Source organism: Acinetobacter sp. ANC 4973 (assembly GCF_002135275.1).
In the GTDB taxonomy this organism is placed as follows: Bacteria; Pseudomonadota; Gammaproteobacteria; order Pseudomonadales; family Moraxellaceae; genus Acinetobacter; species Acinetobacter kyonggiensis.
Genome location: NZ_NEGM01000011.1, coordinates 19,306 through 35,613, shown reverse-complemented (window position 1 = coordinate 35,613; position 16,308 = coordinate 19,306). Strand labels below are relative to the sequence as shown.

Below are 16,308 nucleotides of genomic sequence, written 5' to 3'. Positions count from 1 at the left end.
GACCAAAAAGCACCCTATGAAAAAAGTCTAATAATTCAAAGTCGGAGTTATTACATGCTGAGTTTGATTTTTACTCATGTAATTTTCTGCTCTGTGGTTGAACCCAGCCTTTGTGACTCAAGATATTTCACCCGCATAAAAGTGATTAAAATTTTACTTAGATCTGCACAAGAACAATCATCTTTTAAAGTGCTCTATTTTGCATGGTTGTGGCTTATTGAGAAGTTGGCTATAGCTATATCAAAAGACCAAGTTGCCCAGACATTTATGATTTTTGCACAAAAAAAACAGCCCGAAGGCTGCTTTTTATTTCAGTGGCAAGTTAATCATTTTCTACATTGACAGGTTGTACATCCATGTCTTTATATGGAATAAGCTTGGTTTTATATTTCCATTTATAACCTAACCAAATGACAAGAAAGAGCGGAATACTAATGTAAGTCGAAGCCAAACCTAGCCAATCTACTTTTCCACCAATCAGTGCTTCATAGTTTTGACCTAGAATAATGATCGAGCAGAGGATAAAGGCAAACCATGGTGCAAAAGGGAAGAACTTTGCTGTATATGCTAAGTCTTCCAGTTTATACCCTTGCGCTAAATAGCCTTTACGGAAACGATAGTGTGAAATCGCAATGCCTAACCAGACGATAAAGCCACACATGCCTGACATATTAAGCAACCAATTGAACACTTGTTGCTCACCAATAAATGTGGTTAAGAAACAGAGTGCTGCAATTGCAGTCGTTGCATAAAGTGCATTCATGGGTACACCACGAGTATCGAGTTTTGCAAACCATTTCGGTGCACGACCTTCACGTGCCATGTCAAATAGCATACGTGTAGATGAATACATTCCCGAGTTACCCGCAGATAAAATGGCAGTTAAGATGACTGCATTCATTAAACTTGCAGCAAAGGCAAAACCTGCTTTTTCGTACAATAATGTAAATGGCGAAAGGGTGATGTTATCACTAGCGGCGGCTTGTAAAAGACGAGGATCATCATAAGCGACAAGTGTGCCAATAATGAAAATACACACCACATAAAATAATAGGATTCGCCAAAAAATTTGCTTAATGGCAACAGGAATGGTTTTTTTAGGATCTTTAGATTCTCCAGCGGCAACCCCGACCATTTCTGTACCTTGGAAGGAGAATCCGGCAATCATGGCCACCCCAATCATGGCTTGTAGTCCACCGACAAAAGGTGCATCACCTTTTGTCCAGTTGGAGAAAGTGACCATATTCGGTGTTAGGATGATTTTTGCAATCATGGCAATGCCAATAATAATAAAGACAATAATCGCAATGACCTTGACCAGTGAGAATAAAAACTCACTTTCACCAAAACTTTTCACGGTCAGTGAATTAATTGCAAAAATAATCGCAAGGAAAATAGCACTCCAGTAGAAACCGGGAATATCTGGAAACCAAAATTTCATAATAAACTGAACCGCAACCAGTTCAAAAGCAACCGTGATTGCCCAGTTGTACCAATAGTTCCACCCCAAGGCGAAACCAAAACCGCCTTCTACATATTTAGTACCATAGGTAAAAAATGCACCTGAGGTGGGATTGTGCGTGGCAAGTTCGCCCAAACTTGTCATTAAGAAATAAATCATTACACCAATAAGCGCATAAGCGAGTAATGCACCGCCGGGACCTGCATTGGCAATGGTTGCACCAGAAGCGAGGAATAAACCTGTGCCGATGGAGCCACCAATCGCAATCATATTCAGATGGCGAGCACCAAGTTTACGCTGTAAGTGTGGTTGATCAATTTCACTCATTATTGTTCCTTAGATTTCTTTTGAGTGTTGGCGAACAGCACTTTAAAGCCTTGTTGATCGGCTTTGGTTGTACATTGACCAAAATTTTGCTCAATTAATAATGGATAATTTAGAAAGCGGTTGGCTACAATCCATAATTCACCGCCCGATTTTAAATGACGTCGTGACGTTTTACATAAACTCTCACTGGCGTTGTAATCGGTTTGGATACCTTGATGGAATGGCGGATTACTGACAATGGCATGCAAGAATAGCGGTGCATCTTCAATACCAGTCACTGCTGTAATTTCAAGTTGTTCTGGTGCAAGATTGTTTTTTTCAAAGGTCATTTGGGTGGAAGCCAAAGCAAAAGCATCAACATCCATGGCGAAAATCCGATTTTTTGGATTTAATTTTGCTAAATAAGCACTGATGACACCCGAACCACAACCAAAGTCGGCAATTTTACCCGCAGTGACTTGTGATAAATAAGGTAACAGCACCGCAGTACCAATATCTAAGCGATTTTGACTAAATACGCCCGGTAAGGCACAGATATTTAAGTCACCATTGGGTGTAGGAACGGTATATTGTTGTGCCCAATCATCTAGTTTTTTGGCAACCACAGTTTTTTCAACCGTCATTTGCCACATCTGACAGTGACGTGCGCTATCTAATTTACAGGCTGGGCCAAACGGCAGTAATTGTTTGGCAGCACGTTCAACGCCCGCTTTTTTTTCTCCAACAAGGAAAACTGAAGCACCAACATTTAAGCGGCTAACCACATTATGTAGGATGTAATTCAGCAGTTCTTTTGACTTCGGGACAAAAATAATCGCTTGATCAAAATCATCTGCAGGAAGATCGACACCAAAATGTACATTGGCTTGTTGGGACTGAAAATATTGTAATTCGTTATAGTTCCATGTCCATATACATGGAGTGATGTCTTTTTCTAAATTGGAAAGTAAGTCATCCGTAGGTGCATTAATGAGTAATACACGTCCAGACAGATATTCGTGCTGTCGAATGACAACTTCACTTCTAGGATCCATTTTTTATCTCGCCATTGAAAAACTCTGCCCAGACAATGCTGGGCAGGGTTGATGCTGAAATGAAATTATTTCTTCGATTCAGGAAGAATAATGTTTAATAACAATGCTGCAATACCGCCTGTCGCAACACCAGAACTGAAAATGTTACGAATTAATTCAGGCAGGTGTTCAAGAATTTGAGGTACTTGTGCCACACCTAAGCCTAATGCCAAGGAAATAGCAATAATCAGTAATGCACGGCGGTCAAGTTGAATACCAGACAGAATATTAATGCCTGAAGCTGCAACAGCACCGAACATCACCATGACTGCACCACCTAACACCGCTTGTGGTACGGCCTGAATCACACCTGCAACAGCAGGAAATAGACCCAGAATGACCAATAATACTGCAATCCAGATCCCAACATAACGGCTTGCAACACCTGTTAGTTGAATGACACCGTTATTTTGTGCAAAGACCGAGCTTGGGAAGGTGTTGAAAATACCCGCCAAAAATGAATTTGCCCCATTGACCAGTACACCACCTTTAATACGTTCCATCCATACTGGGCCGTCTACAGGTTGATTGGATATTTTTGAAGTTGCAGTGACATCACCAATCGCTTCCAAAGAGGTCACTAAATAGATAAATGCCATTGGAATAAATAAGCTCCATGAGAAACTTAAACCAAAATGCATCGGGGTTGGAATTTGAATGAGGGGGGTATCTTCTAAACTTGAAAAATTAAGATGCCCCATAAAACCAGCAACAACATAACCAATCACTAAGGCAATGAGAATAGCCGAGCTTTTGACCCAGACGATACGAACACGATTTAAAACAACAATAATCGCCAGTACCGTACATGACATGATGAGGTTGTCGGCATTGGCAAATGTTTTATCGCTCATGGCTTGATAACCGCCACCCATGCTGATAAGACCTTCTTTAATTAAGGTCAAACCAATCAGCAGCACCACAATACCTGTCACCAATGGGGTAATGAGTTTTTTGACCCAAGGCAGAATACGAGATACGCCCATTTCAATAAATGAACCCGCAATGACCACCCCAAAAATAGAGGCCATGACCGCTTCAACAGGTGTACCTGCTGCAACCATGGCAGAACCAATACCAATAATGGGGCCAATAAAGTTAAAGCTGGTGCCTTGAACAATCAGTAAGCCTGCGCCAAATGGACCCACTTTTTTACATTGTAAAAAAGTCGCAATCCCTGAGATCACCAAAGACATGGAAAGAATCATGTTGGTGTCTTGTTTTGAGACGCCTAAAGCTAAACAGATCAGTAAGCCAGGTGTGATAATCGGGACAATAATGGCCAATAAATGTTGCAGTGCAGCTAAAAAAGCGATGAATGGTTTTGGACGGTCATTCAATCCATAAACTAAATCAAGATGATCTTTTTGCTCGGGAGAGTTTGTTAAATCAGACATTTGAAAACGGTACAGCAGCAATTTATGGCTATTCTAATCGAGTTACAGGACTTTACAAACCAAAAAAAGAGCGATTTTTTAAAAAAACTTGTAACTGTCAATAAACTGTCACTACTAAAAGTGAGTATTTTTCTGTATAATTTGCCCTCAAATTTAAAGCGTATCGAATTTACATGTCAGATATTAAAACTCTCCGCAACATTGCCATTATTGCGCACGTTGACCATGGTAAAACCACTCTTGTAGACAAACTTTTGCAACAATCTGGTGCTCTCGGTGACCGCGCGGGCGAGATTGAACGTGTTATGGATTCTAACGCGCTTGAGTCTGAACGTGGTATTACCATTCTTGCAAAAAACACTGCAATCAAATGGTTAGACAAACGTACAGATACTGAATACCGCATTAACATCGTCGACACCCCGGGACATGCTGACTTCGGTGGTGAAGTTGAACGTGTAATGTCTATGGTTGACTGCGTACTACTTCTCGTTGATGCACAAGACGGTCCAATGCCACAAACTCGTTTTGTGACATCTAAAGCATTTGCAAGTGGTCTTAAGCCAATCGTTGTATTAAACAAAATTGACCGTCCGGGCGCACGTCCTGACTGGGTAATGGATCAAGTATTTGATTTATTTGATAACCTTGGTGCGACTGACGAGCAGTTAGACTTCCCAGTGGTATATGCTTCTGCAATTAACGGTATTGCTGGTCGTGATGTTGAAGCAATGTCTGAAGATATGACGCCATTGTTTGAAACAATTGTTGACATCGTTGAACCACCTAAAGTTGACGTTGATGGCCCGTTCCAAATGCAAATTTCATCTCTTGACTATAATAGTTTCGTAGGTGTAATTGGTATTGGTCGTATCCAACGTGGTTCGGTTAAAACAAACACGCAAGTGACTGTAATCGACAAAGATGGCAAAACACGTAACGGCCGTATCTTAAAAGTGATGGGTTACCATGGTCTTGACCGTGTAGACGTTGAAGATGCTTCTGCTGGTGATATCGTATGTATCACGGGTCTTGATGCACTTAACATCTCTGACACGATTTGTGATCCGAAAAATGTTGAAGCTTTACCGCCATTGTCTGTAGATGAACCTACAGTTTCGATGACATTCCAAGTAAACAACTCACCGTTTGCTGGTCGAGAAGGTAAATTTGTAACTTCACGTAATATTCGTGAACGTCTTGACCGCGAATTGATTCATAACGTAGCTTTACGTGTTGAAGATACTGATTCTCCAGACCGTTTCAAAGTATCTGGTCGTGGTGAGCTTCATTTGTCTGTTCTTATTGAGAACATGCGTCGTGAAGGCTTCGAGATGGGTGTATCTCGTCCTGAAGTAATCATGAAAGAAATTGATGGTGAAATCCAAGAGCCGTATGAAAATGTAACTTTTGACGTTGAAGAACAACATCAAGGTTCAATCATGGAGCAAATGGGCTTCCGTAAAGGTGAAATGACCAATATGGAACTTGACGGCAAAGGCCGTATCCGTATTGAAGCAACTGTTCCTTCACGTGGCTTGATCGGTTTCCGTTCTGAATTCTTAACCATTACTTCTGGTACTGGTATTATGACTTCAAGCTTCTCTCATTATGGTAAAGCGAAAGCTGGTACTGTAGCGAAGCGTCAAAACGGTGTACTTGTTTCAATGGTTAACGGTACTTGCTTAGCGTTTGCATTGTTTACATTACAAGACCGTGGTCGTCTATTTGCTGAACCACAGTTAGAAGTTTATGAAGGTATGATCGTGGGTATGAACTCACGTTCTGACGACATGACGGTTAACCCAACTAAAGCGAAGCAGTTAACCAACATGCGTGCATCTGGTACAGATGAAGCATTAACGTTAACTCCTGCAATTCGTTTCACGCTTGAACAAGCGCTTGAGTTCATCGAAGATGACGAATTAGTTGAAGTTACACCTAAATCAGTACGTATTCGTAAACGCTGGTTGACTGAAAATGATCGTAAACGTAACCGCGGTAAATAATTTTTAATTATTGTCCGTGACTGCGTTTGGTCATAAAAAGGTGCTATCAATTCGTTGATAGCATTTTTTTTTGTTTGAAATGAGCAACTAAATATTCTAAAAGCATTTAATTCCGAGTAAATTACTCATCTATATGAACTGTTTCACATTTTTGATATGGAACGGTTTAAAAATATTTTAATAAAAGAATATGACAAAGCGAGCTGGAGAGTTTCATGAGTATCGTTCAAGAATTTAAAGAGTTTGCCATTAAAGGCAATATGATGGATTTGGCGATTGGTGTCATCATTGGTGGTGCTTTTGGTAAAATTATTGATTCATTGGTAAAAGATGTATTAATGCCTTTAATTTCTGTGATTACAGGTGGTGATGTTGATTTTTCACAATGGTTCGTTGTATTGGGAGATAACCCGAATAATTTACAAACGCTTGAGGAATTACAAAAAGCAGGGGTCAATGTTTTACAGTATGGTAGTTTCTTAACAGTATTTATTAATTTCTTGATTTTAGCTTGGGTGGTTTTCTTACTGGTTAAAGTCATGAATCGTTTGCGTAAACAAGAAGCGCCTGTAGAAGCACCCGCTGCAACACCAGAAGATATCGAATTGTTACGTGAAATCCGTGATGAGTTGAAACGTCGTCCACAAGTTTAAATTGTGGAAGGATAAAAAATGGCACTACACGTGCCATTTTTTAGTGATAAGAAGCCTTTTTTTGATTAAAATAGATATCAGATAAAACTTTAATTTATATAATTATTTTTGGTGTTAAATTATGAAAATGATTTCATATTGGAAGAAATCAGAAGAGATTTACTCTGATGGAGAATGTACTTTTATTATTGGTTATTATGATCATAAAAATAATAATCAGGGTGGAGACAAAGCTTTAGGTATACATTGGCAAACTTACCCACAATCACGCGGTATATTAAGTCCTTGTGTTATTCCTAAAAATACACGTAACATTATTTTAAGAGGATTGCTCACACAGGCTGAGGTATTAAAAGATCCGATAAGATTAGATAAAATTAAAAACGCGATTGTATATTTTGAATAAATAGCAGCATTATTTAGATATCAAACATAAAGATTGAGGCTGTACAGAATTTAGTTTTTCTGTATGAAATGAATTTAACCCTTCCTTCTAAAAGAAGGAAGGGTATTTTTAGGTATTTATTTAATCCATTCGAAACTTAATTTCGAGTAAATGCCAACCAAACTGACTTTTGATTGGGCCATGCAATTCACGTTCAGCTAAGGTAAATACCGCTTTATCAATGGGGCCGACCAGTTGTCCTTTCTTGATATCACCCAGCTCACCGCCTTTTTTGCCTGAAGGACAGGTGGAATGCTGTTTAGCAATTTGGGCAAAATCTGCACCCGCTTTAATTTTCTTTTTTAACTGTTCGGCCAGCTCTTTGTCTTTGACTAAAATATGACGCACGATGGCAGATTTCATGCTTTATTCCCTTTAGATGATGGTGTCTTGGTGAGCATTTTAACGTTTTTTAGAGGCTGACATTGCGGACAAAATACACTGGCACGCTGTCCGAGTTTTAAATTTTCTAAAGTGGTTTCACAGTTCACACACATTTCACCCGCACGGCCATAGGCCAATAAGGTTTGTTGGAAATAACCATTTTCGCCCATAGCATTACTATAGTCACGTAGGGTTGAGCCGCCTAAATCTATGGCTTGTTTTAAGATCCGCTTGATCTCGATCACTAATTTTTCAATTTGCTGCATACTTAAACTAGATGCAGGCTGGGCAGGGTGAATGCCTAAATTGAATAAACTTTCAGTGGCATAGATATTGCCGACCCCAACCACCATATGGTTATCCATAATGGCAACTTTGGCAGCCACATTTTTCTTTTTAAATTTGCTTGCTAAATAGTCAGCATTAAATGCTTCACTTAAAGGTTCAGGGCCTAAAGTATCAATTAACTTGGTTTGAGAGTTCTGATCTAACCATAAAATGCAGCCAAAACGACGTGGGTCATGGTAACGCAGTTCTATATCTTCAAACTGAATGATCAAATGATCATGTTTACGTAATTCTGTATGAGGTTCACAAAGGCGAAAACTACCTGACATGCCCAAATGCCATAACATGCTGTCGTGCTCAAATTCCGCCAAAATATATTTAGAGCGTCGGGTGAGCTTAAGCAATTTTTGCCCAGTTAGTTTTTGAATATCTTCAGGAATCGGCCAGCGTAAACTGGATTGTCGGACTTCAACAGAAATGACTTTTTGCTCAATTAAAGGCAATAAACTGGTTTTTGTGGTTTCAACTTCAGGTAGTTCAGGCATTTTTAGCAAATTAAAATGGATTATGGCTAATATCGGGATGAATGATCGAGAATACAAGTTTTAATTGAAGCATAAGATGAGTCGTGCACATACTGTAAGAAACTGAGTTCAGAAATAGATTGAAAATAAGCTGAACAATAGAATATCAAGCTACACGAATCATATGATTCATTGAAATTATTCATGTTAGCCCCGTTGTTACAGTATGTGATCAATTCTGCTGTTACGGAAAGTTGATAATGCGCTGAGAGTTGGTTTAAGCTCTAAAATCATTTTTTAATCCGAAATAGAGGCTTCTCAATGCAAAGTAAATCACCGATAAAGTCCATCAATATGACTTTACTTTGCTTGACGGTATGTATTTGTCAAAATCTTTATGCAGAAGCAGGTTCTACGGAACCTGTTTTACTTCCGACCTTAAAAATAGAAGCCACACGTACCGATACCGACTGGTTAACAACCCCGGCATCGGTCTATCGTATTGAACAAAAAAATAATGAAAATAATCTTGCGGTTAATTTATCTGAAATCTTAAAAGGTGTACCGGGTCTACAACTGAATAACCGTGAAAACTATGCACAAGATTTACAACTGTCTATGCGTGGTTTTGGTGCGCGTTCTACTTTTGGGGTACGTGGGATTCGTTTATATGTCGATGGCATTCCTGCCACCATGCCTGATGGTCAGGGGCAAACCTCGAATATTGATTTAAGCAGTCTAGATCACATTGAAGTCTTGGGTGGGCCATTTTCATCATTGTATGGTAATTCTTCTGGCGGTACTGTTTTAACCAGCACCAAGCAAGGTGAAGGGCGTGATTCAATCGAGTTAGGTTATTCAGGTGGGAGTCATCATAAAGGTCGTGCCAATATGACCTTACAAGGTGGCGCAGATAAAGCAGGAGAGCCAAGTTATGTGGTGAGTTCTTCTTATTTTGATACCGATGGTTATCGTGACCATAGTGCAGCGCGCAAAGTTTTAAGCAATGCCAAACTGATTTGGGATTTAGAAGATGGTTCTAAAGTGAACTGGATTGTGAATCATGTGGATATGAATGCCGATGATCCACAAGGTTTAACCCGAGAGCAATGGAAAGCCAATCCCAAACAGGTGAATGATGCAAAAAATATTTATGATGTCCGTAAAGAGATTAATCAAACCCAAACAGGACTAACGTGGACGAAACCGATTAATGACCAACATGAGCTTTATACTATGGCTTATGCGGGACATCGTGAAGTTACTCAATATCAATCCATTCCAAACACAGCTCAAGCCAATCCGCGTCATGCAGGTGGTGTGATTGATTTTAGCCGTGACTATTACGGGACTGATCTGCGTTGGACGGGTAAAGATTTACTACCAAATACACGTTTTACCGCAGGATTTGCTTTTGATGCCATGGATGAAGACCGTCAAGGCTATGAAAACTTTGATAGTGCAGGAAATTATGGGGTAAAAGGCAAGTTACGCCGTGATGAAAATAATACCTTATGGAATTTAGATCCATACCTACAAGCATCTTGGCAGTTTTTACCCACTTGGCGTTTAGACACAGGTTTGCGTTATAGCAATGTGCATTACCAATCTAAAGATCACTATATTCAAGGGACAAATGCTGATGATAGTGGTAAGACTGACTATGACAAGCTATTGCCTTCCGCTGCATTCACTTGGGAAATAAGTCCTCAACTGAGCACGTATCTGAGTTATGCCAAAGGGTTTGAAACACCGACATTTACTGAAATGGCCTACCCAACCACAGGAACGTCTGGGATTAACTTTGCTTTAAAACCTTCAAGCAGTGACAATTATGAATTGGGTTTAAAAGCACAAAATCTTCTTGGTCATTTTACCGCAGCAATTTTCCGCAGTGAAACTCAAGACGATATTGTTTCCGCAGGAACATTGGATGGTCGATCGACCTTCCAGAATGCCGATAAAACATTACGAGAGGGGCTTGAGCTGTCTTGGAATAAAAAATTATGGCGTGATTTGACGGCACAAGCCAGTTATAGCTTTTTAGATGCAACATTTGATGCCGATATTCCCAATACTGATCCTCAAAAAGTCGTTTATAGCGGTAACTACATTCCGGGTGTCGCAAAGAATCAGGCTTATGTTGCTTTGGGCTGGCAGCCTGAAACTGGCTTTAATGCAGGCATCGATGTACGTTATATGGATAAAATTTATGTCAATGACACCAATAGCGATGTAGCACCTAGCTATACCGTAACCTCGGCAAATATAGGCTATATCTGGAAAAATAATGATTGGAAAGTGCGTAGTTATGCACGTATCGATAACATGTTTGATGAAAACTATGTCGGTTCAGTGATTGTCAATGATGGTAATAATCGATTCTTTGAACCCGCAGATGGGGTGAATTGGAGCGCGGGTTTAAGCATCACCAAAGCATTCTAAGGAGCAAAAAAGTGTCTTTATTATTTGAACCGATTCAGTTTGGTCAGTTAGAACTCAAGAATAGAATTGTGATTGCGCCGATGTGTCAATACTCTGCAACCGAGCAGGGCGAAGTGACTTATTGGCATGAACAGCAATGGGCGAATTATGCATTGTCTGGGGCAGGGTTATGTGTAATTGAGGCAACAGCTATACAGCCAGAAGGTCGTATTAGTTATGCTGATTTAGGACTGTGGAATGATACACAGCGTGATCAAATCAAAACATTACTGACAAAAGTAAAGACACTTTCGCCTATGCCTTTTGCCATTCAGTTGGCGCATGCAGGCAGAAAGGCATCTACGGATAAACCTTGGGATGGCAAAGGTCAATTTAGCCCCGATCAAGAGCATGGTTGGCAAACTGTTTCAGCCAGTGATGTTCCATTTAATGATCACGATCATGCGCCACAGGAACTGTCAAAAAATGGCATCCAAAAAATTATTCAAGACTTTAGCAATGCGGCGATTCGTGCGGTTGACGCGGGTTTTGAGTTAATTGAGTTACATGCAGCACACGGTTATTTATTACACCAGTTTATGTCGCCTTTGGCCAATAAGCGCAGTGATGAATATGGCGGTTGCTTTGAAAACCGTATTCGGATGGCGATAGAAACATTTCAGAGCATAAAAGCCGCTGTTCCTGAAAATTTCCCCGTTGGTGTACGTCTTTCTGCTCAAGATTGGTTTGAAGGAGGCTGGTCGTTAGAAGAAACCGTTGCATTGTCGAAACAATTAGAAAATTTAGGCGCAGCTTATATTCATGTTTCGAGTGGGGGATTACATGCCCAGCAAGACATTAAAATAGGTGCCAATTATCAAGTACCATTTGCTGAAGCTGTTAAAAAAGTGCTTCATATTCCAGTGATTGCGGTGGGATTAATTACTGAAGCTGAGCAAGCAGAAAGTATTCTTGCAAAGGGGCAAGCCGATGCGATTGGTCTGGCACGTGCGCTGCTTTATGAGCCACGTTGGCCTTGGCATGCTGCTGCAACATTGGGTGCAAAAATTGAAATTGCACCACAGTATTTACGCTGTCAACCACATGGTGTGAAGTCGCTGTTTAAACCCTTTCAACCCTAAAATGTGCGTGCAGAAAATGGCCGGGATGAAATTGATTGAGGTCTTTTGGAAGATAGGAAGTTGCTGTGGTCTTAACTGTTATTTTACCAATATGCCTGCTGCTTCTACTGGGATTTATTTGCGTAAAATTTGAATTTATTTTACCTGAGCATATTCAAGGTTTAAGTCAGTTTGTTTTTAAAATCGCATTACCTGCATTTTTACTGCAAGCTTTAGCCAGTAAGCGTTTTGATGAAATTTGGCATCCCAGTTATTTCATTGCTTATGGTGGCGGTTCACTGATTATTTTTACTTTGGCTTTTCTTTTGTATCGCAAATATTTTCAATGCCGTTTGACTGAATCTGGGGTGTTGGCAATGGGTGCATCCATGTCCAACACAGGTTTTATTGGCACAGCGATACTGACGATGTTGATTGGGCAGCATGCCGCAATCTATCTTTCTTTGACTTTGATGATTGAAAACCTACTGATTGTGGCATTAACTTTAGTCATTGCTGAAGTGGGGATGCAGCAACATCAAGTGACCTCCCAGTTGCTTAAACAAACCTTGTACAATGTCATTAAAAACCCCGTTATTTTGTCTATTGTGCTGGGAATGTTTTGTGTTGTTTTGAATATTCAGCTGCCATTTTACCTAATTCAAGTTTTGGAAATGTTAGGTAAAACAGCCTCTCCGATTGCGTTGTTCGTGATTGGGGCAAGTTTGGTTGGAATGAGCTTAAAAGCACTGAATATACAAAGTGTAATTTTAGTCACGTTTAAAATTGTACTGATGCCACTGACGATTTTTGTTTTATTCAGTATTTTACCGAATGTCAGCCAAGAAATGCTTTATGCAGGGACGTTACTTGCTGCATTACCCATGCCCATTGTGTTGGGTATTTTGGGGCAAAATTATGGACTGAGTGATAAAGCCTTAACTGCTTTAATGTTAAGCACCATATTGGGTTTTATTGGCATCAGTAGTTTGATTGCACTGTGGTGGTAAATTCGGGTGACAGTAAAAAGCCCCAATTTCTGGGGCTTTATGGGTTTAGATGTTTTATGGGTTGAGACGCTTTAGCTTTTCTTTTCAGCTTTTGGCAGGTTTTTTGCTGTTTCAGCAATCATTTTATCCACCACCGCTAAAGACTCTTTTGCCTGAGGCACATTTTCTTTTGCTAGCGCCGAGAAAATCTTTTTCGCTTCTACAAGATTTTGCGGAACGATCTTACCATTGGTAAACATATTGCCGACTGCCATCAACGCTGGAATATAGCCGTTTTGTGCTAAGTCCTGCATGCCTTTTAAGCCTTGTTTAATTGATGCTTCATTTTTAGTTTTAAAGCCTAAACTAATGTCATATAAGGCTTTAGCATGGATTGCTTGATAGTTGTCCTTTTTAATTAAAGGATCTAACTTTTGTAATGCCAATTTCTCTGATGCAGGCGTGCCTTCAGCAAAAAGTAAAACGGCTAGATCGACAGTGGCATCATCAAAACCTTGTTGAGACGCTTTTTCTAAATACTGTTTGGCTTTGTTGATGTCTTGTTTAAGACCTAAAGTACCCGCTATATAGTTTTTGCCTAAGACATAGTTGGCAACAGGGTAGCCTTTATTGGCAGACTCTTCGTACAGCTTAATCGCCTTTTTTTCATCTTTGGCGGTGCCTTGACCTGTTTGCGTGAGGTAACCTAAATTATAGATTGCTTGCGGGTTACCTGTTTTTGCTAATTTATCCAGTTCTTGATATGCGCCCTTCATATCCTTGGCTTTAACCAGGGTTTCAATTTTGGCAAAGGCAGGATCGATAGACGGTTTTGCCGTTTCTGCTAGAGCAAAATTTGAAGACAATGCGATGATACTAGCAAGTATGATTTTTTTCATAGTATTAAAAACCTTTTATAAACATGCACATAATTCCATTTATGTGTTTAGGGGGTATAGGGAAGACTTAATTACAACATCATAAGTTTAATTGTGTGAATGTAAATATATGATTTGTGTATTGCAATAGAATTTCGTAGTTATTTACAGAATGAATGTTAAATCAATATGAAGAAATGTTTACTTCTGCTTAAAAATCTAGAGCCAAACATGAAAGTTCGAGTGGTTTATATAAAATGAGTATCAGAATGAACTTTGCTTTTTAGCCAATGTTTGTTTAAATCTCGGTTGAATTTTATAGCGAGTAGATCCATGTTCATTAAAGGCATTAAGCGTAACTATTTAAAAGTGAGTCAGGATGAATCGATTGCTGATGAAGATAAGATTGATGCGTTATTAATGAAATTGGGCGCTGAGTTTTTGGTGAGTAAAGAAGATCGGGTCTATATTTTTGAGAAAGACGGTCATAGTGCAAAATTTGATGCAAAACATGCACGTGCTTTTCATTTTAAAGATTATGTAGTGAAAGATATGAATAAGCTATTTCATGATTTTTAATAGACGTGATTTTCTGTTTTTAAAAGTATTAAGTTAAATGTGTGCTCATTGAAAGTTTGAAAATTTCAATGAGTTCTTCATCCATATAATGATAATCGTCAGGAATATCTAGAACAAGAATGGTCTTGTGTTGCAATTGCTTTGAAATTTTTTCCTGCAAAGCATGTTTGTGTTCCATCACTGCAATTAAATCTGCCCAAACAATATCTTTAGCTGACACTTGATGTTTTGCCTGTTTGCTGGTTCCCGCCGAACGTGTGTGTATGCCAAAGCCAACAGCAAAAATCGTTCCCTTGCGTGGCAGTACCACTCAGGGCTACGCCATTGGTTACGGCTACAGATAAATAGGTCGTTAATGGTGATTCCTCAAAATTTTGATTGTTTTTATTGATCTGTCTGAATGTTTTTTTAACTTAAAGCATTTGGCTATGTACTCTTCATTCAAATTATATAACATAAAATTGAAGGCTCTTTTTCGTAAGATTAATTGAGGCATATTCAAATATGATAAAAATACTGTCAATCTTATTTATAAGTTTAGTTTGTTCAATGACAAGTTTAGCAGGGCAGCCAAAACTTGTTCCTCATCCAGTAAACTTGAAAAACGGGACGCATTTTTCTTTAAATCTTCCAGCAAATTACGAAATCATTCCAGCGGCAGAGGGCTTAAAACGAGTTCGTTTTTTCGCTAAAGCGCCTGATGGCAGAATGTTTATCACGGATATGCACGATTTGACCGACAATAAAAAAGGCATCGTTTATATTCTGGATGAATGGAATGCTGAAACGGGTCAATTCGGCAAAATAATACCTTATATAACGGGTTTGAAGAATCCCAATTCCGTCCAGTTTTATACCGACTCTGACGGACAAGATTGGTTATATTTAGCCGAAACCCATCAACTCACCCGACGAAAATTTACCCAAGGTGAAATTAAATCCACGAGTAAAGCTGAAGTTTTAGCCACTTTCCCCGATTATGGTTTGAGTTATAAATATGGTGGTTGGCATTTAACGCGGACGATTGCAGTCGGTGGAAACGGGAAAATTTATGTTTCAGTTGGATCAAGTTGCAATGCTTGCACCGAGAAAGAAAAAGTTCGAGCGACCGTTTTAGAAATGAATCCTGACGGTTCGGAACAAAAGATTTTCGCCAAAGGCTTACGCAATGCAGTTGGTTTGAAATGGATCGGTAAATTTTTATTTGCCACCAATCAAGGCGTGGATCATTTGGGTAAAAATAAGCCCGATGAAACTTTTTATGCACTCAAACGTGATGCTGATTATGGTTGGGCTTCGTGTTATTCATCGAATGGTAAAATTTTTGCAGATCCAAAATTCAAACGTCCGTCAGGTTGTAAAAATGTGTTGCCTCCCTATGCCTATTTCCCTGCGCATTCATCGGCGCTTGGCTTTGATTATTTTGATCAGACAAGTACTGACGACATGATCAAAAATTCTTTTTTAGTTGCTTTACATGGTTCAACTGATGCATCGATTGGTCATGGCTACAAAATTGTGATTATGCGTAAAGGACAAAAACTACAGACATTTATGGATGGGTTTTTAGTGGGTAAAACGGTGTATGGCCGCCCTTGTGATATCTATCGAATTGATGATCAATCATTCTATTTTTCAGATGACAAAGGCGGCGTGATTTATTATGTGAGGCAAAAGGAAGTGTCTTAACGTTTTATTCTTATCATCTAACTGTTTCAGGAATGTTTTTGAATGTTTATCCGCTTTCGGATAGAC

The 16,308-nt window shown here is 39.4% G+C and carries 15 protein-coding genes and 1 pseudogene; 9 read left to right on the top strand and 7 right to left on the bottom strand.

Translation table 11 applies throughout. From position 1 onward, the window contains the following. Positions 1-54: 54 nt before the first annotated feature. Positions 55-342 carry a hypothetical protein gene (locus B9T30_RS12970; RefSeq protein WP_086185369.1) on the top strand — a complete coding sequence of 96 codons (288 nt, stop codon included), beginning with the start codon at positions 55-57 and terminating at the stop codon, positions 340-342. Here the strand turns inward: B9T30_RS12970 and B9T30_RS12965 are convergent. The 3 genes from B9T30_RS12965 to B9T30_RS12955 form a co-directional block, all read right to left on the bottom strand. After that, positions 323-1,789, bottom strand: coding sequence for an amino acid permease (locus B9T30_RS12965; protein ID WP_086185368.1), 1,467 nt, complete (start codon positions 1,787-1,789; stop codon positions 323-325). The two genes, B9T30_RS12970 and B9T30_RS12965, sit on opposite strands and share 20 nt — an antisense overlap. Next, complete coding sequence (locus B9T30_RS12960; RefSeq protein WP_086185367.1) at positions 1,789-2,823, bottom strand: class I SAM-dependent methyltransferase; 1,035 nt, start codon at positions 2,821-2,823, stop codon at positions 1,789-1,791. Before B9T30_RS12960 ends, B9T30_RS12965 begins: the two co-directional genes overlap by 1 nt. 65 nt (positions 2,824-2,888) lie before the next feature. Then, positions 2,889-4,259 (bottom strand): uracil-xanthine permease family protein, encoded by a 1,371-nt coding sequence (locus B9T30_RS12955; RefSeq protein WP_086185366.1) that lies wholly within the window; start codon positions 4,257-4,259, stop codon positions 2,889-2,891. A gap of 173 nt (positions 4,260-4,432) precedes the next feature. Between B9T30_RS12955 and typA the strand changes: the two genes are divergently transcribed. From typA to B9T30_RS12940, 3 genes are all read left to right on the top strand, one after another. Next, complete coding sequence (gene typA / locus B9T30_RS12950; protein WP_086185365.1) at positions 4,433-6,268, top strand: translational GTPase TypA; 1,836 nt, start codon at positions 4,433-4,435, stop codon at positions 6,266-6,268. A 215-nt stretch (positions 6,269-6,483) separates the two neighbouring features. Further along, positions 6,484-6,921 carry a large conductance mechanosensitive channel protein MscL gene (mscL, locus tag B9T30_RS12945; protein WP_086164795.1) on the top strand — a complete coding sequence of 146 codons (438 nt, stop codon included), beginning with the start codon at positions 6,484-6,486 and terminating at the stop codon, positions 6,919-6,921. Positions 6,922-7,042: 121 nt separating this feature from the next. Continuing rightward, positions 7,043-7,327 carry a hypothetical protein gene (locus tag B9T30_RS12940; RefSeq protein WP_205666512.1) on the top strand — a complete coding sequence of 95 codons (285 nt, stop codon included), beginning with the start codon at positions 7,043-7,045 and terminating at the stop codon, positions 7,325-7,327. 120 nt (positions 7,328-7,447) lie between these two features. Here the strand turns inward: B9T30_RS12940 and B9T30_RS12935 are convergent, their stop codons facing one another. Next, entirely contained in the window at positions 7,448-7,729 is a 282-nt protein-coding gene (locus B9T30_RS12935; protein ID WP_086164794.1) for a peptidylprolyl isomerase, read from the bottom strand. After that, positions 7,726-8,583 (bottom strand): bifunctional DNA-formamidopyrimidine glycosylase/DNA-(apurinic or apyrimidinic site) lyase, encoded by an 858-nt coding sequence (mutM, locus tag B9T30_RS12930; protein ID WP_086185364.1) that lies wholly within the window; start codon positions 8,581-8,583, stop codon positions 7,726-7,728. Before mutM ends, B9T30_RS12935 begins: the two co-directional genes overlap by 4 nt. Before the next feature lie 300 nt (positions 8,584-8,883). Here mutM and B9T30_RS12925 point away from each other — a divergent pair, with 300 nt between their 5' ends. The 3 genes from B9T30_RS12925 (at position 8,884) to B9T30_RS12915 (ending at position 13,117) form a co-directional block, all read left to right on the top strand. Then, positions 8,884-11,007, top strand: coding sequence for a TonB-dependent receptor (locus B9T30_RS12925; RefSeq protein WP_086185363.1), 2,124 nt, complete (start codon positions 8,884-8,886; stop codon positions 11,005-11,007). Between the two features lie 11 nt (positions 11,008-11,018). Further along, on the top strand, positions 11,019-12,128 hold the full coding sequence (locus B9T30_RS12920; RefSeq protein WP_086185362.1) for an NADH:flavin oxidoreductase/NADH oxidase: 1,110 nt from the start codon (positions 11,019-11,021) through the stop codon (positions 12,126-12,128). Between the two features lie 65 nt (positions 12,129-12,193). After that, the gene (locus B9T30_RS12915; protein WP_086185361.1) at positions 12,194-13,117 is read left to right on the top strand and encodes an AEC family transporter; all 924 of its coding nucleotides are present in this window, start codon (positions 12,194-12,196) and stop codon (positions 13,115-13,117) included. A gap of 71 nt (positions 13,118-13,188) precedes the next feature. Here the strand turns inward: B9T30_RS12915 and B9T30_RS12910 are convergent, their stop codons facing one another. Beyond that, positions 13,189-13,995, bottom strand: a complete 807-nt coding sequence (locus tag B9T30_RS12910; protein WP_086185360.1) for a tetratricopeptide repeat protein — start codon at positions 13,993-13,995, stop codon at positions 13,189-13,191. A gap of 312 nt (positions 13,996-14,307) precedes the next feature. On the opposite strand from B9T30_RS12910, the gene B9T30_RS12905 reads away from it, so the two are divergent. Next, a complete protein-coding gene (locus tag B9T30_RS12905; RefSeq protein ID WP_086185359.1) occupies positions 14,308-14,553 on the top strand; it encodes a hypothetical protein in 246 nt (81 codons plus the stop codon). A gap of 28 nt (positions 14,554-14,581) precedes the next feature. Here B9T30_RS12905 and B9T30_RS12900 read toward each other — a convergent pair. Then, positions 14,582-14,910, bottom strand: a pseudogene (locus B9T30_RS12900) (protein tyrosine phosphatase). Positions 14,911-15,057: 147 nt separating this feature from the next. Here B9T30_RS12900 and B9T30_RS12895 point away from each other — a divergent pair. After that, on the top strand, positions 15,058-16,242 hold the full coding sequence (locus B9T30_RS12895) for a PQQ-dependent sugar dehydrogenase (RefSeq protein WP_086185358.1): 1,185 nt from the start codon (positions 15,058-15,060) through the stop codon (positions 16,240-16,242). The last annotated feature ends 66 nt before the right edge of the window (positions 16,243-16,308 follow it).

Bases quoted from the DNA above. Each gene is read 5' to 3' on its own strand.
- mscL (WP_086164795.1), top strand. From the start codon at position 6,484: ATGAGTATCGTTCAAGAATTTAAAGAGTTTGCCATTAAAGGCAATATG.
- B9T30_RS12925 (WP_086185363.1), top strand. From the start codon at position 8,884: ATGCAAAGTAAATCACCGATAAAGTCCATCAATATGACTTTACTTTGC.
- B9T30_RS12935 (WP_086164794.1), bottom strand. From the start codon at position 7,729: ATGAAATCTGCCATCGTGCGTCATATTTTAGTCAAAGACAAAGAGCTG.
- B9T30_RS12940 (WP_205666512.1), top strand. From the start codon at position 7,043: ATGAAAATGATTTCATATTGGAAGAAATCAGAAGAGATTTACTCTGAT.
- B9T30_RS12910 (WP_086185360.1), bottom strand. From the start codon at position 13,995: ATGAAAAAAATCATACTTGCTAGTATCATCGCATTGTCTTCAAATTTT.
- B9T30_RS12895 (WP_086185358.1), top strand. From the start codon at position 15,058: ATGATAAAAATACTGTCAATCTTATTTATAAGTTTAGTTTGTTCAATG.
- B9T30_RS12955 (WP_086185366.1), bottom strand. From the start codon at position 4,259: ATGTCTGATTTAACAAACTCTCCCGAGCAAAAAGATCATCTTGATTTA.
- mutM (WP_086185364.1), bottom strand. From the start codon at position 8,583: ATGCCTGAACTACCTGAAGTTGAAACCACAAAAACCAGTTTATTGCCT.
- B9T30_RS12970 (WP_086185369.1), top strand. From the start codon at position 55: ATGCTGAGTTTGATTTTTACTCATGTAATTTTCTGCTCTGTGGTTGAA.
- B9T30_RS12960 (WP_086185367.1), bottom strand. From the start codon at position 2,823: ATGGATCCTAGAAGTGAAGTTGTCATTCGACAGCACGAATATCTGTCT.
- typA (WP_086185365.1), top strand. From the start codon at position 4,433: ATGTCAGATATTAAAACTCTCCGCAACATTGCCATTATTGCGCACGTT.
- B9T30_RS12905 (WP_086185359.1), top strand. From the start codon at position 14,308: ATGTTCATTAAAGGCATTAAGCGTAACTATTTAAAAGTGAGTCAGGAT.
- B9T30_RS12965 (WP_086185368.1), bottom strand. From the start codon at position 1,789: ATGAGTGAAATTGATCAACCACACTTACAGCGTAAACTTGGTGCTCGC.